Here is a 20750-nt window from a genome sequence, read left to right as displayed (position 1 = left end):
AGTCGCTTCCGGCCATCGTCACCCTGATCCGCTGCCGCTTGCCATGACCATGGGCGCCCTTGGCGTGGTCTATGGCGATATCGGCACCAGCCCGCTCTACGCCCTGAAGGAGGCCGCCAAGGCGGCCGCCCATGGCGGCACCGTGACTCCCGAGGCTGTCCTGGGGGTTGCCTCGCTGATCCTCTGGGCGCTGCTGCTGATCATCTCGCTGAAATACGCGATGCTGATTCTGCGCGCGGACAATCGCGGCGAAGGCGGCATCGTTGCGCTGCTGGCCCTGCTGCATGCCCGGCACGCCCAGCCCGGGACCTGGCGGGCGCACCTGCTCGTCGTCGGCCTCGTCGGCGCGGCGCTGCTCTACGGCGATGGCGCGATCACGCCGGCGATTTCTGTGCTCTCCGCCATTGAAGGCCTCAAGGTCGACGCCCCCTCGCTTTCCCCGGTGGTCGTGCCCCTCACCATCGCCATCCTGGTCGGCCTGTTCATCATGCAGAAGCAGGGCACCGGCTTCATCGGTCGCATCTTCGGCCCGGTGATGCTGGGCTGGTTCGTCGTGCTGGCCGCGCTCGGCATCCACGGCATCATCAAGGCGCCGGCGGTGCTGGCCGCGCTCAGCCCGCTCTATGCCTTCGAGTTCCTGATCCACCAGGATTTCCACGTCTCCTTTGCGATCCTCGGCGCCGCCTTCCTCGCCGTGACCGGCGGCGAGGCCATGTATGCCGATATGGGCCATTTCGGCCGGCTGCCGATCCGGCTCGCCTGGTTCGCGATCTGCCTGCCCGCGCTGGTGCTGAATTATTTCGGCCAAGCGGCGCTCTTGATCACCGACCCCACGATGATCGAGAACCCGTTCTTCCAGCTCTGCCCCGATGCCCTGCACTATGCGCTGGTCGCGTTCTCGGCGGTGGCGACCGTGATTGCCTCGCAGGCGATCATCTCCGGCGTGTTCTCGCTCACCCAGCAATCGATCCAGCTCGGCTTCCTGCCGCGCATGCAGATCCGCCACACCACCAGCGATGCGATCGGTCAGATCTACGTGCCGCTGGTGAACTGGCTGCTCGCCGCGGCAACCCTCGGCGCGGTGCTGAGCTTCGGCACCTCGGACGCGCTCGCCGGTGCCTATGGCATCGCGGTGTCGCTCTTGATGGCGATCACCACGCTGCTCGCAGCCCTGGTCGCGATCCAGTGGGGTTTTTCGCCCTGGCTCGTGGTGGCCGTGAACGGCTTCTTCTTCGTGATCGACATGATCTTCTTCGCGGCCAACTCGATCAAGCTGTTCGAGGGCGGCTGGTTTCCGCTGCTGCTCGCCGCCTTCGTCGCCTTCCTGATGCTGACCTGGCGCGCCGGCGTCAAGCTCGTGGAAGCTGCGCGCGCAAGGCTGCGCCAGCCAGAGGAGGACCTGATCGAGACCGCGGTCAACAAATGCAGCGCGCGCCTGCCCGGCACCGCCGTGTTCCTCGCGTCCGCCCCGAAAGGCGTGCCGCTGGCGCTGACGCAATTCGTCAAGCACAACCACGTGCTGCACGAGCGTATCATCCTCGTCACCGTGCTGATCGAGGAGCTGCCCCACATCACTGAGGCGGACCGCGCCGAAGTGATCGAGATCATCCCCGGGATCACCCGCGTGATCCTGCATTACGGCTTCATGCAGAACCCGACGATCTATGAGGGGCTGGCGCTGGCCTGCCGCCAGGGCAAGCTGCCCGGCATCGATCTCTCCGACATCACCTACTATGTCGGCCGCGAGACCATCATCCCGCGCGAGGACGTGCCCGGCATGTGGGTCTGGCGCGAAGGCCTGTTCGCCTTCCTGCAGCGCAACGCCGAGCGCTCGGCGGCATTCTTCGGCGTGCCGACCAAGCAGGTGGTGGAGTTCGGCACGGAGCTGGAAATCTAGCGCGGCTGCGCCGCGCGATCTGGAAGCGAACGCCGATGTCCAGCGAAGCGCCCTTGCAGCTCAAGCCTCGGCTGGAGATATCGATCGATCAGGCGCGCGCGATCGTGCGCCAGATATCTCCTGATGCGTCGGTACTCAGCCTCACCGAGCTGCACGGCGGAGAGATCAGCACCGTCCTCGAGATCGCGCTTGTGGACGCGCCGGCCTGCATCCTCAAGGTCTATCCAGAATCGCTGCAATGGAAGATGGCGAAGGAGGTCTATGTGCTGGGGCTCTTGCGCGACCTCGGCACGACCATTCCCAAAATCCTGCTCGCCGACGACACGCGGTCGGTGGTCGACCTGAACTATGTGCTCATGACCAGGCTCGACGGTACCGTGCTCGGCCGGCGCGAGGCGGCGCTGTCGGAGGCCGGGCTGTTTTCGATCTACGCCGAGATGGGCGCAGCATTGCGCGGGATCAACCACGTCACCCTCGACAGCTTCGGCTATATCGGCCCCAACGGCGTGTGGACGGCGTATCCGACCAACCGCGCCTACATGTCGGCGCAGCTCGACAGGAAATTGAAAGAGTTCTGCGCCCGGGGCGGCGATCCCGCACTTGCCGAGAGGCTGCGCGACAGCGTCGAGGCACGACAGCACCTGTTCGAGGCGGCCACCACGCCCCGCCTGTGTCACTACGATTTCCATGCCGGCAATGTGCTGGTGACTTCGCGAGGCGAACCGCACCTGACAGGCATCGTCGATTTCGAGAACGCGACATCGGGCGATCCGCTGCTGGATATCGCGAAGGCGCTGTACTATTTCACGGCGAAAGACGCGCCCAAGCGCGATGGACTGCTCGCCGGCTATGGTCCGATCGAGCGTCCCGACTGGCAGCAGACGCTCGATCTCTATCGGATATATTGCACGCTGGAGCTTTGGTGCTGGATGGCGCAGATCGGCAAGCGCGAGGTGCTCGCCGATCTTACGAGAGAGCTTGCGGCCGCCTCCTAATCCGCTCAGTGCGGCGGTGCTGGCTTCAAGCCGTTCTTCGTGATTACGGCTGCGGCGTCTGCGGACGATAGGAAGTGCAGCAGGGCGATTGCTGCCTCGGGCTGTTGCGAGTTCGTGGGAATAGCGCCGACATAGAGCGTCGGCGGCTGAATCTCGGACGGCACCGTGCCGACGAAATCGATGCCGGGCACGTGGATCATTTCCGCGACCTGCTGGAAACCAATCTCGGCTTCACCCCGGGCGACGACCGCCGCGACGGGCTCGCCAGAAGGCGGACCGCGCACCTTGCGCGTTTTGCCGGCAATCTCGTCGGCAATGCCGAGCTTCTTGAAGCCGACGTTGGACAGATAGGTGCCGCTCGAGCTGTCCGAATAGGCGATCGACTTGGCGGCCAGCAGCGTCTTGCGCAACGCGTCCACCGTGCTGATGTCGGGCTTGGGCTGCCCGGCCTTGACCGCCATACCGATGAAGGATTCCGCGAGCGGCACCCGGCTGCCGGGCCGCGCGAGATTGCGCTGCTCCAGCAGGTCCACGCCGCTGCCGTCCATGATCACCACGTCGGCCGGCTCGCCATGGGACAGCCGCGTCGGTATGGCTTCCGGCGAATCGCCGACCGAAGGGCCGCGCGTCGTGACGAGCTTGTGCCCAGTCGCTTTCTCGAAGGCCGGACCGAGCTCCTCATACACGGCAAAGAACCCAGCCGAGATCATCACCTTGACATCTGCGGCGACCGCGCCGGTGGCAAAAGCAACCGTCAAAAGACAAGCAAGAAGGCCCCCAATGATGCGTGGCATGCGTTACGTCCCGTTCTCGCCATTGCCGCTCTCGGCCTCTTCCGTGATGTGCTCGACCGACACCACGTGCTCGTCCTCGGCGGTGTCGAACACGATGACGCCTTGGGTCGAACGGCCGGCGATGCGGATGCCTTCGACCGGGCAGCGGATCAGCTGGCCCTTGTCGGTCACCAGCATGATCTGATCCGCGTCCTCGACGGGGAAGGACGCGACGAGGTTGCCGTTGCGGTTGTTGACGCTCATGGCGACGATGCCTTTGCCGCCGCGGCCCGTGGTGCGGTACTCGTAGGACGAGGTCCGCTTGCCGTAGCCGTTGACGGACACGGTCAGCACGACCTGCTCGGCCGCCGACATCTCGGCATAGCGCTCCTGCGCCAGCTGGAAGCTGCCCGAGGTCTCCTCCGCTTCGGCATCCACCGCAGCCTCCTCGGCCCCGGACTCGCCGGCGACCGCGCGGCGCATCTTCAGATAGGCCGAGCGCTCATCGGACGTGGTCTCGACATGGCGCAGGATCGCCAGCGAGATCACCTTGTCGCCCTCGCCAAGCGCAATGCCGCGCACGCCCATCGAGGTCCGCCCGGTAAACACGCGAACGTCGGGGACCGGGAAGCGGATGCACTGGCCGCCGGCGGCGGTCAGCAGCACGTCGTCACGCTCGGTGCAGATCTGGACGTCGACGATCGCTTCGCCCTCATCGAGCTTCATCGCGATGATGCCGGAACGGCGGACGTCGACGAAGTCGGACAGCTTGTTGCGCCGGACGTTGCCGCCGGTGGTCGCGAACATCACGTCGAGGTTGCCCCAGGTGGATTCGTCCTCGGGCAGCGGCATGATGGTGGTGATGCGCTCACCCTGCTCCAACGGCAGGATGTTGATCATTGCCTTGCCGCGCGCGTTCGGCGCGGCCATCGGCAGCCGCCAGACCTTTTCCTTGTAGACCTGGCCGCGCGAGGAGAAGAACAGCACCGGCGTGTGCGTGGAAGCCACGAACAGCCGGCTGACAAAGTCCTCGTCGCGGGTCTGCATCCCGGCGCGGCCCTTGCCGCCGCGGCGCTGGGCGCGATAGGCCGACAGCGGAACGCGCTTGACGTAGCCTGCATGGGAGACGGTGACGACCATGTCCTCGCGCTGGATCAGGTCCTCGTCCTCGACCTCGCCTTCCTGCTCCATGATCACAGTTTTGCGCGGGGTGGCGAACTCCGCCTTCACCTCGGCGAGCTCGGTCTTGATGATCTCCAGCACGCGGGCGCGCGAGCGCAGGATGGCGAGATAATCGGCGATCTCTCCGGCGAGCTTGTCGAGCTCCTCGCGGATCTCGTCGCGGCCAAGCGCCGTCAGGCGCTGCAAGCGCAGGTCGAGGATCGCCCTCGCCTGTTCCATCGACAGCCGGATCGTGCCGTCCTCGCTGATGCGGTGGCGCTGATCGTCGATCAGCGTCAGCATGTCCTCGACATCACGGGCCGGCCAGTCACGCGACATCAGGGTGTCGCGCGCCGTGGTCGGATCCGGCGAAGTCCTGATAACGCGGATCATCTCGTCGATATTGGCGACCGCGATCGCGAGACCAACCAGGATATGCGCGCGATCGCGCGCCTTGGCGAGCAGGTATTTGGTGCGTCGCGTGACGACCCGCTCGCGGAAGTCGACGAAGATCGCCAGCAGGTCCTTCAGATGCATGATCCGCGGACGGCCGCTGTCGAGCGCCACCATGTTGACGCCGAAGCTCGTCTGCAGCGGCGTGAATCTGTAAAGCTGATTCAGCACGACATCCGGAACAGCGTCGCGCTTCAATTCGATGACGACGCGATAGCCGTCGCGGTCCGATTCATCGCGCAGGTCGCCGATGCCCTCGATCTTCTTTTCCTTGACCAGTTCGGCGATGCGCTCGACCATCGTCGCCTTGTTCACCTGGTAGGGAATCTCGGTGATGATGAGCGCCTCGCGCTCCTTGCGGATGGTCTCGATCGTGACCTTGCCGCGCATCACGATCGAGCCGCGGCCGAGATGATAGGCGGAGCGAATGCCCTGACGTCCGAGAATGACGCCGCCGGTCGGGAAATCCGGTCCCGGCACGATGTTGATCAGCTCGTCGATGGTCAGTGCGGGGTTGTCGATCAGCGCAACGCAGGCGTCGATGACCTCGCCGAGATTGTGCGGCGGTATGTTGGTCGCCATGCCGACCGCGATGCCGCCGGCGCCATTGACGAGAAGATTCGGGAACTTGGCCGGTAGGACCGACGGTTCGGTCTCGTTGTTGTCGTAGTTCGGCTGGAAATCGACGGTGTCCTTGTCGATGTCGGCCAGCAGAGCCAGCGCCGCCTTCGTCAGACGCGCTTCGGTGTAACGATAGGCGGCAGGCGGATCACCATCGACCGAGCCGAAATTGCCCTGGCCGTCGATCAGCGGCACGCGCATCGAGAAGTCCTGCGCCATGCGGACCATGGCGTCGTAGATCGACTGGTCGCCGTGCGGGTGATACTTACCGATGACGTCGCCGACCACGCGGGCGGACTTGACGTACTTCTTGTCGGGCGTGTGCCCCTGCTCGTTCATCGAGTAGAGGATGCGGCGATGCACCGGCTTCAACCCGTCGCGCGCATCGGGCAGCGCGCGCGCCACGATCACGCTCATGGCGTAATCGAGATAGGACTTTTTCATCTCCTCGTAGATCGAGACGGGGCGAATGTCCGAGGGTTGCGCCGGCTGGTCGCCGGGCTTGTTGTCGTCGTCAGCCAAGGGGGAATCCGGTGAAATTTTATCTGGGAATCATATAGCGCATCGATGCCCCGATAACCACCCTTGCCGGAGACTTGGAAGCGCTTTTTACGTCTATTTTTCCAATAACTTACGCCCTGAGAGCAGGCATCTTGGATGAGCCGGGAATCGGCCTTGCAAAATCGCCTCGTCGCCACCGTCAAATCGCGTGGACGTGCATCCCCGGCCTTTCGCGAGGGCGCTACTCCGAGCTTACCTCAAACGTGAAGCGGGCCCGGAAATTCCGAGCCCGTTCTGTTGATTAGTTGGGTTTGCTGACACGGCGTGAAAGACGCCGACCGTTCTCAGAACGGAATGTCGTCGTCCATGTCGTTGTTGCGGCCACCACCCCCGGCGGCCACGGCACGGCGCGGTGCGCTGCTGACGGGGCCGGACGAGCCGAAATCGCCGCCCGGCTCGTCGCCGAAGCTGCCGCCTCCCCCGCCACCGCGACCGTCGAGCATGGTCAGCGTCGAGTTGAAGCCCTGGAGCACGACTTCGGTGGAGTACTTCTCCACGCCGCTCTGGTCAGTCCATTTGCGGGTCTGGAGCGCGCCCTCGATGTAAACCTTGGCGCCCTTCTTCAGATACTGCTCGGCGACCTTGCACAGCCCTTCGTTGAAGATCACGACGCGATGCCACTCGGTCTTTTCCTTGCGTTCGCCGCTGTTCTTGTCGCGCCAGGTTTCGGAGGTCGCGATGCTCAGATTCGCGATTGGCCGCCCGTCCTGGGTACGGCGGATCTCCGGATCCTTGCCGAGATTTCCGACCAAAATGACTTTGTTGACGCTTCCCGCCATCGCCGCTCTCCACTCCAAATGCCACTGAATTTCGAAAAGGCGCGCCCGCGCGGCCTGTTGGGGTCGACCCTATACGCTTACAAGTGCTGATCGGGCTGCCACGCCCTCGGTTATCCCCACATATAGCATCGACCGAACATTTGTTCCAGCTTTGTTCCGCAGCGATTTTTAGTCAACTTCCGCGTGTGGATAACGACCCATGGCACTATGCACGGTGCGGTGAATTGGAACCCGACAGGGACAGAAACTACTTAACATTCATTAGGTTAAGCGCAGCACACTTGTCTCGCGACTGTTGCATTCCAGAGACGGATTCTGCCTGTCAACTAGGCTACGGTTTGCCTCGGAATTGGATCGTAAGGGCGTCGCGCCTGATTGGCCGCTCGGGAACCTCTGGAGCGGCAACACTGGGGAGACTGCAATGAAGAAAATTCTGTTGGCCGCAATCGGTATCGCTGCGCTGTCCGCACCCGCGAGTGCGGCGGATCTCGCGGCGCGTCCCTACACCAAGGCGCCGGCGCCGATGATCGCTACCATCTATGACTGGAGCGGCTTCTACATCGGCATCAACGGCGGCGGCGGATCGAGCCACAAATGCTGGGACAATGTCGTCCTGGGTGGCGGCGCGTTCGTGGGCCGCGAAGGCTGCCACAACGCCACTGGCGGCACGGTCGGTGGTCAGATCGGCTATCGCTGGCAATCGGCCAACTGGGTGTTCGGTCTCGAAGGCCAGGGCAACTGGGCCGACTTCTCGGGCGACAATGTCAGCGTTCTCTTCCCCGCCCAGCGTAACCGCTCGAAGATCGACGCGTTCGGCCTGATCACTGGCCAGGTCGGCTATGCCTGGAACAACGTGCTGTTCTACGTGAAGGGCGGCGGCGCCGTGGTCGGCGACAAGTACAACATCTACACCGCGCCCGGCTTCGCCGGTGCCGGCACCCTGCTCGCGTCGACCAGCGACACCCGCTGGGGTGGCACGGTCGGCGCCGGTCTCGAATTCGGCTTCGCCCCGAACTGGTCGGTCGGCGTCGAGTACGATCATATCTTCCTGGGCAACCGAACCCTCACGCTCAACACACCCGCCGGCGCCGCATTCCAGACGGATCGGATCAGCCAGAATGTCGATATGGGTCTTGTCCGCCTGAACTATCGCTGGGGCGGCCCCGTCATCGCCAAGTATTGAGGCCAGCTCTTCAGGATCTCTCTGAAATCATTTGAAAATCGAAGGCCGGCCTCGCGCCGGCCTTTTTTCTGCAGTTCCCCCGAGGGAACAATGGGTCAGCAAGCGTTACATTTTGTATCTGTTGTGACTTTTGAGAGACACAACTTGCGGCTTCAGTGGTGTAAGCACGCCGTCAGTTGGGCCAACGCGTCCGATGCCTTTCGACGCACGGAAGGTGCAAACAGAAACTGGGACTGGGATTAAGTTGAAAATGAAGAAGATTTTGTTGGCTTCGGCCGCTCTCGTCGCCCTCACCGGCGCTGCTTCGGCTGCCGACCTGGCGGCTCGCCCCTACACCAAGGCTCCGGTCGCTGTGGCCTCGGTGTACAACTGGACCGGCTTCTATCTCGGTCTCGTCGGTGGCGGCGCCTGGGAAGATTCGGGCAGCCCGCGGATGCAGGGCGGCTTCGTCGGCGGCACTGCCGGCTACAACTGGCAGACCGGCAACGTCGTGTTCGGCGTCGAGGCTGATGGCGCCTGGGCTGACGTGAGTGCCTCGACCGCTGGCGTGATTGTCGTCCCCGGCGTCGGAGGTATCCCCGCCTCGGTGAGCTCGAAGACCGATGCGCTGGGCACCGTGCGCGGCCGCATCGGCTACGCCGTCAACAACGTGCTGTTCTATGGCACGGGCGGTTACGCCTGGATCGACAACAAGATCACCGCCACCCTGGGCGCAGCTTCGGTCTCCGACAGCAAGTTCCACTCGGGCTGGACCGTCGGCGCCGGCGTCGAGGCGTTCATCGCTCCGCAGTGGTCGATCAAGGGTGAGTACCTCTATCGCAGCCTCGGCGGCGAGACCTATTTCGGCGTGGTGCCCACCGGCACCCTCAACCTGCACACCGTGCAGGTCGGCGTGAACTACCACTTCAACGGCCCGGTGGTCGCCAAGTACTGAGTTCGGTCCTCACGACCGACGTCACATCGTCACGAAAGGCCGGCCTCGCGCCGGCCTTTTTGTTGTTCCGATGGCCGCTGTGACCAAGCCCTGCTGCCAAATCCCGCCAGCGCGCCAACAATCCGTTGACGATTCGCATGTCCCACTGGAAATCCATCTCCGTTCTTCCTACGTTCGCTCTCAACCCCATCGGCGCCGATCCCGGTTCCGGGCGAAGCGCGCCTGTTACGTTGGCGCGATCGCGCGCTGTTGGATTCCTTGAGGGCAAACCGGATGGATGAAGTGATCAAGGCGAAGCGCCAACAGCAGAACGCGGGCTCCAGCCTGCGCGCAATTACGATCCGTGGCGCGCGCGAGCACAACCTCAAGAACATCGACGTCGAGATTCCCCGCGACAAGCTCGTGGTGTTCACCGGCCTCTCCGGCTCCGGCAAATCCTCGCTCGCCTTCGACACGATCTATGCCGAGGGCCAGCGCCGTTACGTCGAGTCGCTGTCGGCTTATGCCCGCCAGTTCCTCGAGATGATGCAGAAGCCCGACGTCGATCAGATCGACGGCCTGTCGCCGGCGATCTCGATCGAGCAGAAGACGACCTCGAAGAACCCGCGCTCCACCGTCGGCACCGTCACCGAGATCTACGACTATATGCGCCTGCTCTGGGCGCGCGTCGGCGTGCCCTATTCGCCGGCAACGGGCCTGCCGATCGAGAGCCAGACCGTGTCGCAAATGGTCGACCGCGTGCTGGCGCTGCCTGAGGGCACCCGCCTCTATCTGCTGGCGCCGGTCGTGCGCGGCCGCAAGGGCGAGTACCGCAAGGAGCTGGCCGAATGGCTCAAGAAGGGCTTTCAGCGCGTCAAGATCGACGGCACCTTCTACGAGCTGGCGGAAGCGCCTGTTCTCGACAAGAAATTCCCGCACGACATCGATGTGGTCGTCGATCGCATCGTGGTGCGCGCCGACATCGGCCAGCGCCTCGCCGAAAGCTTTGAGACCGCGCTGAAGCTCGCCGAGGGTCTGGCCGTGGTCGAGTTCGCTGACGCGCCGGCCGCCGCGCCGGTCGAGGAGAAAAAGAAGACCGCAAAGATCCACGACAAGAGCGGTCCCGAGCGCATCCTGTTCTCGGAAAAGTTCGCCTGCCCGGTCTCCGGCTTCACCATCCCCGAGATCGAGCCGCGCCTGTTCTCGTTCAACAACCCCTATGGCGCCTGCCCCGCCTGCGGCGGCCTCGGCGTCGAGCAGCATGTCGACGAGGACCTCGTCATCCCCGACAAGGAGCTCGCCATCGGCAAGGGCGCGATCGCGCCCTGGGCCAAGTCGTCGTCGCCCTATTACACCCAGACGCTGACGGCGCTCGGCAAGCACTACAAGTTCACGCTGACCACCAAGTGGAAGGATCTGCCGAAGAAGACGCAAAACGCGATCCTGCACGGCTCCGGCGATGACGAGATCAAGTTCTCCTACGAGGACGGCGTCCGTTCCTACGACACCAAGAAACCGTTCGAAGGCGTCATCACCAACATCAACCGCCGCTATCGCGAGACCGAGAGCGAGTGGGCGCGCGAGGAGCTGGCGAAATATTTCCACGACGTGCCCTGCGGCGGCTGCAACGGCTTCCGCCTCAAGCCCGAGGCGCTCTGCGTCAAGGTCGGGGCTAAGCATATCGGCGAGATCTCGGAGCTGTCGGTCCGGAAGGCCGGCGAATGGTTCGAGACCGTGCCCGCATCGCTGAACGCGCAGCAGAACGAGATCGCGGGACGTATCCTGAAGGAGATCCGCGAGCGGCTGACCTTCCTGCTCGACGTTGGCCTCAACTATCTCACCCTGTCCCGCTCCTCCGGCACGCTGTCCGGCGGCGAAAGCCAGCGCATTCGGCTGGCCTCGCAGATCGGCTCAGGGCTGACGGGCGTGCTCTACGTGCTGGACGAGCCGTCGATCGGCCTGCACCAGCGCGACAATGCCCGCCTGCTCGACACGCTCAAGCGGTTGCGCGACCTCGGCAACACCGTGGTCGTGGTCGAGCATGACGAGGACGCCATTCGCCTCGCCGACTACGTGCTCGACATCGGCCCCGGCGCCGGCATGCATGGCGGCAACATCGTCGCCGAAGGCACGCCCGCCGAGATCATGCGCAATCCGAAATCGCTCACCGGCAAATATCTCACCGGCGAGCTCGAGGTCGAGGTGCCGGAGCGGCGCCCGCCGAATCATCGCCGCACCATCAAGGTGGTGAACGCGCGCGGCAATAACCTCAAGAACGTCACCGCGGAGATTCCGCTTGGCCTGTTCACGGCCGTCACCGGCGTCTCCGGCGGCGGCAAGTCGACGCTCCTGATCGACACGCTCTACAAGGCCATTGCGCGCAAGCTCAACGGCGCCAGCGAAGGCGCCGCGCCACACGATCGCATCGAGGGCCTGGAGCATATCGACAAGATCATCGACATCGACCAGTCGCCGATCGGCCGCACCCCACGCTCGAACCCTGCGACCTATACCGGCGCCTTCACGCCGATCCGCGAATGGTTCGCCGGCCTGCCGGAAGCGAAAGCGCGCGGCTACGAGCCGGGCCGCTTCTCCTTCAACGTCAAGGGCGGCCGCTGCGAGGCCTGCCAGGGCGACGGCGTCATCAAGATCGAGATGCACTTCCTGCCCGACGTCTACGTCACCTGCGACGTCTGCAAGGGCAAGCGCTACAACCGCGAGACGCTGGAGGTCCTGTTCAAGGGCAAGAGCATCGCCGACGTGCTCGACATGACCGTCGAGGAAGCCGCCGAGTTCTTCAAGGCGGTGCCGCGCGTGCGCGAGACCTTCCAGACCCTGCACCGCGTCGGCCTCGATTACATCCACGTCGGCCAGCAAGCCACGACCCTGTCAGGCGGCGAAGCGCAACGCGTCAAGCTGGCGAAGGAATTGTCAAAACGCGCCACCGGCCGCACGCTCTACATCCTGGACGAGCCGACCACCGGCCTGCACTTCCACGACGTCAAGAAGCTGCTGGAGGTGCTGCACGAGCTGGTCGCGCAGGGCAACACGGTGGTCGTCATCGAGCACAATCTCGAGGTCATCAAGACGGCCGACTGGGTCATCGACCTTGGCCCCGAAGGCGGCGACGGCGGCGGCGAGATCGTCGCCTGGGGCCCGCCTGAGGACATCGTGAAGGCGCAGCGCAGCTACACCGGCAAATTCCTGGAGCCGGTGCTGAAGAAGGCGCGCAAGCCGAAACGGCGGAGCACGAGCGAGGCGGCGGAGTAACGACGCGATGCCGGACGGTTTCGAATTTGGAGATGATGGCTCATCTTCTGACGTTACCGTACGCGCCAACGTCCCTCGGAAGATCGCGCACAAGACAGCGCTTCTAGCCACGATCGCGACGCAGCTCAGATTTCCAGATTATTTTGGAGGAAATTGGGATGCCCTCGAGGAGTGCATCTGTGATCTATCCTGGTTGCCAACGGGCCGGGTTCTCGTGAAGCACGACGACCTGCCGCTCGTTGATGATGTGCGGAACGCGATTGTCTACGTTGCGATACTGAACAGCGCCGCCCGCAAGATGTCGAAATCGAAGCAACATCCGCTTTCGATCGTGTTTCCCGCCCAATACCGAGACCAGGTCTTGTGGCTACTTCGATCCAGCAAAATCTTGTAGGATCGAAACGTGCCTGTGGATTGGCGCTGATCTCGGAGCAAGACCGACATGTCCGCTGGCCTCGTTCAAACCTTCCGCGCCTTCGCCCACAACAATGCCTGGGCGAACCATCGCCTGCTCACGGCCTGCGCCGGTCTCACCCAGACCGATTTCGAAGCCGCGCGGACCGGTTTCTTCCCGAGCCTCCAGCGCACGCTGAACCACATCTACGTCATCGATCTCTTCTACATCGATGCGCTCGAAGGCGGCTGGCTCGGACCACGAGCCTGGGCAAACGAGGTGCCGTATCCCTCGCCCTCAGAATTGAAGCCTGCCCAAGCCGCAATGGACAGGCGCCTGCTCGCCATCTGCGACGCGCTGACGCCAGAGCTTCTCGACGGCTCGGTCCGGATCAACCGCGACACGCGCGTCCAGACCGAACGCCGCGACCGGCTGCTGATGCATCTGTTCCAGCATCAGATTCATCACCGCGGGCAAGCGCACGCCATGCTGTCGGACACGAACGTCGCGCCGCCCCAACTCGATGAGTTCTTTGCTGAGGGAGAAGCGCCGCTTCGGGCCGCCGAGTTCACCGGACTTGGCTGGACCGAGGAGACGGTGTGGAAAGACTAAAGGCGCTGCCTCGATGCCCGGATATGCAGGCGCTATAAGCCGGACTTTAACCGAGCATCAACTGGATCAACGACCAAGAACCCATGCATGGCCACCTCTCGGATCGCTGAGAAGATCGGGTACAAGCATGTCATGGACACCAGACAACCTCTGGTTAAATTAGGAACGATCGCTATACTTTCCGGCCTCACTGGAGGTTCGACTTGATCGACGAAATAGCTCCTTCCAATTTGCGATTCGAATTTCAAGTCACCAAGGACGAAGACAAACTCTTCAGAACTCTTGTTGGCAAGAAACTCAAGACTTTCCTCGATCGCCGTATCCACCGGATGGTTGCAGTCGTCGCGTTCGTTATTGTCGTCACCTCGGGATACATTGCCCTGGATCGGGGGTGGCTCACACCGCGCGTTATGTTTATGTCGATACTCAGTTTCGTACTCGGCGAGTTCTACATGTTTTTCATGTCGATCTGGCCCGCGCGTCGAATGTTCGACAGAATGTTCGAGCTCGACCAAATTGGCGAAATGAGGTGGCATGTTGTCTTTGACGATTTCTCAATCATCGTTCGAACGCCCAACGTCGAAAGCCGGATGTGTTGGGATGGAATCGCGGAGGTCGAAGATTCTGAGACCATCGTGGTGATATGGTATAATTCGAGACAGGGTTTTTATATTCCAGCCCGAGTTTTCGCCGACACTTCAGCGCGCACTGCATTCACGAAATGGGCCAGCGAGCATGTGCGGCGAGCTAAGGCGTTGTCGGCATCTACTACATCCGCATCGGCCACGCTGGCTGAGAACTAGCCTACATCACATGTGACGAGAACGGAGCCGTGTCTCATCTGTCCTGGACTCGCGCGTGACAACCACATAATGGACCACGCTGCCGGCGATCTCAGAGATTTGGACTCAGTGCCCTATTCCCTCGCCATCTTCGACCTCGACGGCACGCTCGTCGACAGCTTCCCGTGGTTCCTGCGCACCATCAACGATGTTGCCGATCGCTTCGGCTTCCGGCGCGTGCGGGATGAGGATGTCGAGTCGCTCAGGCATGCCTCGACGCGGGAGATTCTCAGCCGACTTGAAGTGCCCGTGTGGAAGCTGCCGGCCATTGCGCGCTATGCGCGGCGGTTGAAGGGAGAAGCGGCCGCGGAGATTTCGCTGTTTGCGGGCACGGAGGCGATGCTGCGAACGCTGGCGGAGTGCGGCGTGCAGCTTGCGCTGGTGACGTCGGACAGCGAGGTCAATGCCCGCCAGAAACTCGGCGCGTCCGCTGCGCTGTTCGCGCATTTCGACTGCGCCGCGTCGTTGTTCGGCAAGCCTGCAAAATTTCGCCGGGTGATCCGCCGCGCCGGCGTCAACCCGGAGAACGTCATCGCAATCGGCGATGAAGTCCGCGACATCGAGGCGGCGCGCGCAGTGAGCATTGCCTGCGGTGCGGTCAGCTGGGGCTATGCCGCGCCGGCGGCGCTGCAGGCGCTTGCACCCGATTACATGTTCGCGCAGATGGGCGAGATCGCGGCGGCGATCTGCCGGACGCCGGCAAGCGCCTGACAGGCGCGGCACGGCGGGAGCGCGGCTCGCGCCCTCTAGACCTTGCGTTGCCTGACGGGCAAAACACGCCAGCCTTGGGGCAATGGACGCCGGCAAAAATATTCCGCTTTATCGAATTTCGGAAATCGCGTAAGTGTGGCGGCAACCCGGCCCATGGAAGAGGGGCGTATCGCGATCGTCACGACGCGGGCCGGACGGTGGTGGGCGCGGGTCACATCGGCGCGATCGGATCTTGCAGGGCGGGCAACCGTGAGCAAGACCCTCGCGCAAACGACCGGTGTGACTGCGTACGGCAAAATCGTGTGGTCCTGGCGCCCGGGTCTGTGCGCCAAGGCTCGTGGTGATGTGCGATGTCCAACCGGACATGCACATCAGTCATCCGCGAGACGACGGGGGCAATAGTGCATCGCTCCCCGGGGAGATCACGACATAAGCCGTCAAACCACTGCGCAGGGAAGGCCGGATGTTTCGGCTTCACCTGTATGCCGCTGTGCAGCCTCTTGTAGCGCAACCTATCGCACAGTGGACCGCGGGTGCCAGCCTGGCACCCGGTCTTCCCTGCGCCCTCTTTCAGATGAGGGTGACGTTGCAGAGCAAAACTCGGGCGAGATCAGCCGCGAGGACGTTGAAGCATGTCCGCGATTTCAAATTGCCTACCAGACGAAGCTTGCCCGAAGCTGTCCCTTGCGCGGGGCTTGCGATGCGGCGGTTGGGCGCAACCGATCCCTGGGGGTGTCGCCCAGAATCGCAGTAATGATTGGAAACAATATTTCTGCGTACTGGCATGAGGCCAGTTGTCTGCCTTGCGACCCGGCAATGACTGACGGACGTCCAAGACCTCGCCAAAAAGATCCGTCGACAAGTCCCGCCGAGCCGTCAGGAATCCCCCATGGTGTCCACCTATTTCAACTACAGCTACGTCGCGCGCAATCTGGCTCAGTCCCTGACGCGGGTGGCGCAGCAATCGGACGTCTCGCGCGAAGCCGCCTATTACAAGGCCAATATCGGCAAGGTGCACAGCGTCGACGACCTGATGAACGACTACCGCCTGTATCACTACGTCACGAAAGCCTATGGCCTGGAAGACATGGCCTACGCCAAGGCGTTCATGAAGAAGGTGCTGCAGAGCGACCTCTCCGATCCCAAGAGCTTTGCCAATACGCTGATCGACAAGCGCTACCAGGATTTTGCCGCGGCCTTTTCCTTTGCCGGCGGCGAAACCAAGGTCGCGCAATCGGCCAACCAGACCGATGACATGATAGGGCTGTACACGGCCACCATGAAGAGCAACGTCGACGCAATTGCCGCCGACACGACATACTACAATGCCAAGATCGGCGGCGTGACCAGCGTCGACCAGCTCCTCAACGACGATCGTCTTCGCAATTACGTCGCTTCGGCATTCGGCATCGACCAAAGCAAATGGTCCCGCGACACGATCAAGCAGGTCTTGTCCAGCGATCCCGCGGATCCGAACAGCTACGTCAATGTCACCTTCACCTCGAAGCTGAATGGCCTCAACGCCCAGCTTGCCCAGGCCAAATCGGATGCAGCCGACGCCAGCGCAAAGATTGCCGACTACACGACGCAATTGTCGCAGCCCGGGGCCGACGTCGATCATTTGAAGGTTCAGATACTGGTCGAAAAATACCGCCTGCAGACGACCACGAGCACCATCTCCAGCACCAACGACACCATCGCGACCACCAGCCGGTTCGTGGATCTGGCCGGCGCATTCGAATTTGCAGCCGACGGATCGCTTCCATCGGGGACACCGGCGCAGTCAGCTGCAAACCTTGCGCTCACCAACAAGAACTTCGACGACAGCAAATCGGCCGTCTATGCGGCGGCAAGCCCGTTGCAGGAAGCCGTGGTGATCGGGCAGTTCGCAAAGATCATTCCCCATGTGACGTCGGTCCAGGGGCTGATGTCCAACACCACCGCGTACAATTTTGCGCTTGCAGCCGTCGGCCTCGATCCCACGCAAGTCTCGCAATCCACCGTGACGTCCGCTCTCGAGAGCGACCTCAACGATCCCAAGAGCTACGTCTATACGCTCAAGGACGATCGATACGTCAAGCTGGCACGCGCGTTCAACTTCGACGCCAAGGGCAATCTGACGACGCCGCTGACGGCGCAGGGTTCGGCCGAGATCCTCGACATCGCCAGAGCTTACGTCCTTGGCAAGCTGAAATTCGCAAGCCCGCAGGACCAGCCGAAAATCAAGGCTCAGGCCCAGAAGGACGCATCGGACTATCAACAGGCGATCGGCGACATCAAGAGCGTTTCCGATTTGCTCGCGAACAGGAAGCTGATCGACTTCGTTCTCGTCGCCAAGGGCCTGGACCCTGCGAAAGTGAGCACCGCCGATCTCAAGAAGATGTTCGCCTCCGATCTGAACGATCCCAAGAGCTTCGTGAACACGCAAAGCGATCCCCGCTTTTCCGAGATCGTGGCGTCGTTCAACTTCGACAGCAAGGGCAACGTCGCGCGCCTTCCGACGATGGGGCCGCAAAAGCGCGATCAATTCCTGGCAACGCAGAAGAACTATCTCGAGCAGAGCCTGGAGCAGCAGCAGGGCGATGCGAATCCCGGCGTGCGTCTGGCGCTGTATTTCCAGCGCATGGCCGGACACATCAACTCGGCCTACGACATCCTTGCCGACAAGGCTCTTTCGGAGGTGTTTCGAACCACGTTCGATCTGCCGGACCAGATGGCTGCGATGCAGATCGATCAGCAAGCCAAGATCGTTGAGAAATACCTCAATCTCAAGGATCTCTCCGATCCCACCAAGCTTTCAAAGCTGCTCAGCCGCTTCTCCGCCATGTATGACGCCAAGAACGCCAGCCAGACCTACTCGCCCGTGCTCGACCTCTTCCAGGGATCAAGCTCGGGGACAACGTCTGGCTTCAGTGACTCCACATACCTCGCCATGGCGAAGATGCGCACCGGCCCATGGTGATCGTGGGCTGCAGAGGCGTGGCCCGTGGATGAGGGAGGCGACGCAAGTCGTTGTTGCAAGCTAGGCCAAAACCTCCAGCACAAGCTCCATCGTCATCAGCACGGGATTGTCGCCGCGGACCAGCCGTCCCTCGGCAAGGCCGCCGGTGTAGTCGATCAGGGCGACGTCGAGCACGGCCTCCAGCACGCCCGATGTGCCCGGCCCGATCGTTCCGGCGGTGATCGCAAGCTCCGTGGCGAACGGCTCGGTTACGCCGCCATGGCTGAAACGTGCGCCGACGGTCGAGCCGACGCCGCCATGAATCTTCGCTCGCGCGATGCCGCGTGCGCGGCAGAAAGCTTCGAGGCAACCGGCAAAATCCTGGTTGGGGCGCAGCCGCAGGGCGAAGGCGCGGCTTGTCGTGCGCGCGCCCGTGCTTGCCGAGACAACAGGCCCGAACAGCTTGAAATTGGTCTCGCCGTCCGGCTCCGCGGTGAACATCGCGCCATCGATACCGAAGGCCTGGACCTCGAACGGTTCAGCGACGACGGTCTCGTCCGGCAGCACGTGGCCGCCGCTCGCCTTGCCGTCCGCTTCGGTCCAGAGCCCGTGGCAGTGAAAGAACGGCGCCCCGTCGCGCGAGCCCAGCGTCATGCTGCCGAGCCTTGTGCGCGTCACACCCGCGGGCCGATACGTGTCGCTGTAGAACGCCGCGTTCTCGCCGGTCTTCGACAGCGCCGGCATCACATAGCCGAACGGTCCGAGCGCGCCGCTGGTGAAATTCAACACGCCGCCGGCAAAACCTTCCGCGGCAAAGCCGCGGCGTGCGGCTTCGAGCAACGGCAGGCCGGCTTGAAGCGTGAACGAGAAGGCGCGTCCCCTCGCCTCCACCCATTGGATCCGCTCGGTGACGGGCGCACCCGGCTGCTTGATGCTTCGCATTGCGCCCGTTCAGCCCGTCTTGGTCGTGTCGAGATCGAGCAGCCCGCGCGCCTCGAGCTCGTCGCGCACCATGCGCTTCGGCACCTTGCCGTAGCCGGATTTCGGCAGCGCCTCCCAGAAGAAGAAGCGCTTCGGCATCTTGTAGCGCGGCACCTTCGGCGACAGGAACGCCGCCATCTCGGCCTCACTCACGGCCTTTGCGCCCTCGCGCGGAACGCAGACGGCGACGCCGACCTCGCCCCAGGTCGCATCGGGGACGCCGAGCACGGCAACCTCGCCCACCGCGGGATGGGTCAAAATCTTCTCCTCGATCTCGCGCGGATAGATGTTGGAGCCGCCGGAAATGTACATGTCGGAGGCACGGCCAGTGATGTAGACGAACCCCTCCTCGTCCATGTGGCCGAGGTCGCCGGTGCGGAACCAGCCGTTGCGGAACGCCTTCGCATTGGCCTCGGGGTTGTCGTAATAGCCGGCGAGCACGGCGGGCCCGATCACGCAGATCTCCCCGCTCTGGTTCGCCCCCAGCTCGCGTCCCTCGTCGTCCTGGATCGAGACCTGCATGCCGGTGCGCTCGAAGCCGCAGGTGCCGATCTTCGCATGCGGCCCATCCTCGAGATCGTGCAGCGCAGCCGGCAATACGGTGATGTTGCCGGTGACCTCGCCGAGCCCGAAATATTGCACGATGACCTTGCCGAGCTTCCTCAGCGCGGCCTTCTGATCCTCGCGATACATTGGCGCGCCGGCATAGATGACGTGGCGCAGCGAGGAATGATCGTATTTGTCGGCAGCGGGGTGCTCGACCATCATCTTCAGGATCGTCGGCACCGTGAAGAGATTGCCGACGCGATGCTTCTCGATCAAGCGGAACGCCTCGTCGATATCGAACTTCTCAGTCGGCAGCAGCACGGTGCAGACGCCGCGCGCGGTCTGCACCAACTGATGCACGCCCGCGCCGTGCGACAGCGGCGCCACCACCAGCGAGGCATCGGCCTCCGTCACGCCCGGCGTCAGGTCGGCGAGATGATTGGTGACCACAAACCCCATCTGGCCGTGGGTCAGCACCGCCGCCTTGGAGCGGCCCGTCGTTCCCGAGGTGAAGAAGAACCAGCAGGGATCGTCGTGCTCGACCGCGACGTTCTCGACCACCTGGCCGGCATGCGCAGCAATAGCCTCGGCCACCGAGCACTCGCCGAAGGAGGACTTGCCATCGATGCTCCAGGTGAATTCCAGCGCACTGCCCGTCACGGCCGCCGCATGCTCAGGGAAGTCGACGTGGCACAGGAACGCCTTCGCGCCCGAGGCCTGGGCGAGATAGGCGACCTCATCGGGCATCAGGCGGAAATTGGTGGGCACCCAGACCGCGCCGAGCCGAAACGCGGCGAACATCGAGACGAACATCTCCTCGCCATTCTTGGAATGGACGAGAATGCGGTCCCCCTTGACGATGCCGCGCGCAGCGAGTGACGCCGCGAGGGCCGAGACCCGCGCGTCGATCTCGCGCCAGGTCCACGACCTCTCACCCCAGACGAAACCGTGACGCGAGCCATGCCGCCGCGCATTCTGCGTCAGCATGTAAGCGAGATTCATGACACGGCGGGACATGCGGAGCGGCTGCATCGGGCTTCCTCTTCGGCGGCAGACGGCACGCGGGCCGTCCGCTCATTGCAGCCCATTTATCGCCATCGGCCGCGCGGTAGCAAGA

The 20750-nt window shown here is 63.2% G+C and carries 15 protein-coding genes; 10 read left to right on the top strand and 5 right to left on the bottom strand.

Translation table 11 applies throughout. The features are described 5' to 3' along the window. Positions 1-43: 43 nt before the first annotated feature. Both G8O24_RS24445 and G8O24_RS24440 read left to right on the top strand, forming a co-directional pair. Positions 44-1897 carry a potassium transporter Kup gene (locus G8O24_RS24445; protein ID WP_188103887.1) on the top strand — a complete coding sequence of 618 codons (1854 nt, stop codon included), beginning with the start codon at positions 44-46 and terminating at the stop codon, positions 1895-1897. A 35-nt stretch (positions 1898-1932) separates the two neighbouring features. Further along, positions 1933-2892: a phosphotransferase family protein gene (locus G8O24_RS24440; RefSeq protein WP_188103799.1), complete on the top strand. Its 960-nt coding sequence runs from the start codon at positions 1933-1935 to the stop codon at positions 2890-2892. Positions 2893-2897: 5 nt separating this feature from the next. Here the strand turns inward: G8O24_RS24440 and G8O24_RS24435 are convergent, their stop codons facing one another. The 3 genes from G8O24_RS24435 to G8O24_RS24425 all read right to left on the bottom strand — a co-directional run bounded on the left by G8O24_RS24435 (position 2898) and on the right by G8O24_RS24425 (position 7240). Further along, a complete protein-coding gene (locus G8O24_RS24435; RefSeq protein WP_188103797.1) occupies positions 2898-3686 on the bottom strand; it encodes a substrate-binding domain-containing protein in 789 nt (262 codons plus the stop codon). A gap of 3 nt (positions 3687-3689) precedes the next feature. Beyond that, the gene (gene gyrA, locus G8O24_RS24430) at positions 3690-6422 is read right to left on the bottom strand and encodes a DNA gyrase subunit A (protein WP_188103795.1); all 2733 of its coding nucleotides are present in this window, start codon (positions 6420-6422) and stop codon (positions 3690-3692) included. 323 nt (positions 6423-6745) lie between these two features. Beyond that, a complete protein-coding gene (locus tag G8O24_RS24425) occupies positions 6746-7240 on the bottom strand; it encodes a single-stranded DNA-binding protein (protein WP_092290554.1) in 495 nt (164 codons plus the stop codon). A gap of 421 nt (positions 7241-7661) precedes the next feature. Here G8O24_RS24425 and G8O24_RS24420 point away from each other — a divergent pair, with 421 nt between their 5' ends. From G8O24_RS24420 to G8O24_RS24385, 8 genes are all read left to right on the top strand, one after another. Then, positions 7662-8423, top strand: coding sequence for an outer membrane protein (locus G8O24_RS24420; protein WP_188103793.1), 762 nt, complete (start codon positions 7662-7664; stop codon positions 8421-8423). 250 nt (positions 8424-8673) lie between these two features. Continuing rightward, positions 8674-9357: an outer membrane protein gene (locus G8O24_RS24415; protein ID WP_188103791.1), complete on the top strand. Its 684-nt coding sequence runs from the start codon at positions 8674-8676 to the stop codon at positions 9355-9357. Positions 9358-9630: 273 nt separating this feature from the next. After that, on the top strand, positions 9631-12606 hold the full coding sequence (gene uvrA, locus G8O24_RS24410; RefSeq protein WP_188103789.1) for an excinuclease ABC subunit UvrA: 2976 nt from the start codon (positions 9631-9633) through the stop codon (positions 12604-12606). Between the two features lie 7 nt (positions 12607-12613). Continuing rightward, on the top strand, positions 12614-13000 hold the full coding sequence (locus G8O24_RS24405; RefSeq protein ID WP_188103787.1) for a barstar family protein: 387 nt from the start codon (positions 12614-12616) through the stop codon (positions 12998-13000). Between the two features lie 48 nt (positions 13001-13048). Continuing rightward, the gene (locus tag G8O24_RS24400) at positions 13049-13612 is read left to right on the top strand and encodes a DinB family protein (protein ID WP_188103785.1); all 564 of its coding nucleotides are present in this window, start codon (positions 13049-13051) and stop codon (positions 13610-13612) included. A gap of 203 nt (positions 13613-13815) precedes the next feature. Next, complete coding sequence (locus G8O24_RS24395) at positions 13816-14415, top strand: YcxB family protein (protein ID WP_188103783.1); 600 nt, start codon at positions 13816-13818, stop codon at positions 14413-14415. A 108-nt stretch (positions 14416-14523) separates the two neighbouring features. After that, positions 14524-15165 (top strand): HAD-IA family hydrolase, encoded by a 642-nt coding sequence (locus G8O24_RS24390; protein WP_188103781.1) that lies wholly within the window; start codon positions 14524-14526, stop codon positions 15163-15165. 889 nt (positions 15166-16054) lie between these two features. After that, positions 16055-18127, top strand: coding sequence for a DUF1217 domain-containing protein (locus G8O24_RS24385; protein ID WP_188103779.1), 2073 nt, complete (start codon positions 16055-16057; stop codon positions 18125-18127). 60 nt (positions 18128-18187) lie between these two features. On the opposite strand, the gene G8O24_RS24380 is transcribed toward G8O24_RS24385, so the two are convergent. Next, positions 18188-19048 carry a PCC domain-containing protein gene (locus G8O24_RS24380; RefSeq protein WP_188103777.1) on the bottom strand — a complete coding sequence of 287 codons (861 nt, stop codon included), beginning with the start codon at positions 19046-19048 and terminating at the stop codon, positions 18188-18190. Positions 19049-19057: 9 nt separating this feature from the next. Then, positions 19058-20665 (bottom strand): acyl-CoA synthetase, encoded by a 1608-nt coding sequence (locus tag G8O24_RS24375; RefSeq protein ID WP_188103775.1) that lies wholly within the window; start codon positions 20663-20665, stop codon positions 19058-19060. Positions 20666-20750: the final 85 nt, after the last annotated feature.

It is taken from the genome of Bradyrhizobium campsiandrae (assembly GCF_014529705.1).
Taxonomy (GTDB): domain Bacteria; phylum Pseudomonadota; class Alphaproteobacteria; order Rhizobiales; family Xanthobacteraceae; genus Bradyrhizobium; species Bradyrhizobium campsiandrae.
The sequence above is the reverse complement of the archived record's forward strand: the minus strand, read 5'-3'. Positions and strand labels throughout refer to the sequence as shown.

Excerpts from the sequence above, each read along its gene's own strand:
- G8O24_RS24385 (WP_188103779.1), top strand. The coding sequence starts at position 16,055 with ATGGTGTCCACCTATTTCAACTACAGCTACGTCGCGCGCAATCTGGCT.
- G8O24_RS24445 (WP_188103887.1), top strand. The coding sequence starts at position 44 with ATGACCATGGGCGCCCTTGGCGTGGTCTATGGCGATATCGGCACCAGC.
- G8O24_RS24380 (WP_188103777.1), bottom strand. The coding sequence starts at position 19,048 with ATGCGAAGCATCAAGCAGCCGGGTGCGCCCGTCACCGAGCGGATCCAA.
- G8O24_RS24415 (WP_188103791.1), top strand. The coding sequence starts at position 8,674 with ATGAAGAAGATTTTGTTGGCTTCGGCCGCTCTCGTCGCCCTCACCGGC.
- G8O24_RS24405 (WP_188103787.1), top strand. The coding sequence starts at position 12,614 with ATGCCGGACGGTTTCGAATTTGGAGATGATGGCTCATCTTCTGACGTT.
- G8O24_RS24400 (WP_188103785.1), top strand. The coding sequence starts at position 13,049 with ATGTCCGCTGGCCTCGTTCAAACCTTCCGCGCCTTCGCCCACAACAAT.
- G8O24_RS24420 (WP_188103793.1), top strand. The coding sequence starts at position 7,662 with ATGAAGAAAATTCTGTTGGCCGCAATCGGTATCGCTGCGCTGTCCGCA.
- uvrA (WP_188103789.1), top strand. The coding sequence starts at position 9,631 with ATGGATGAAGTGATCAAGGCGAAGCGCCAACAGCAGAACGCGGGCTCC.
- G8O24_RS24440 (WP_188103799.1), top strand. The coding sequence starts at position 1,933 with ATGTCCAGCGAAGCGCCCTTGCAGCTCAAGCCTCGGCTGGAGATATCG.
- G8O24_RS24375 (WP_188103775.1), bottom strand. The coding sequence starts at position 20,665 with ATGCAGCCGCTCCGCATGTCCCGCCGTGTCATGAATCTCGCTTACATG.
- G8O24_RS24425 (WP_092290554.1), bottom strand. The coding sequence starts at position 7,240 with ATGGCGGGAAGCGTCAACAAAGTCATTTTGGTCGGAAATCTCGGCAAG.
- G8O24_RS24435 (WP_188103797.1), bottom strand. The coding sequence starts at position 3,686 with ATGCCACGCATCATTGGGGGCCTTCTTGCTTGTCTTTTGACGGTTGCT.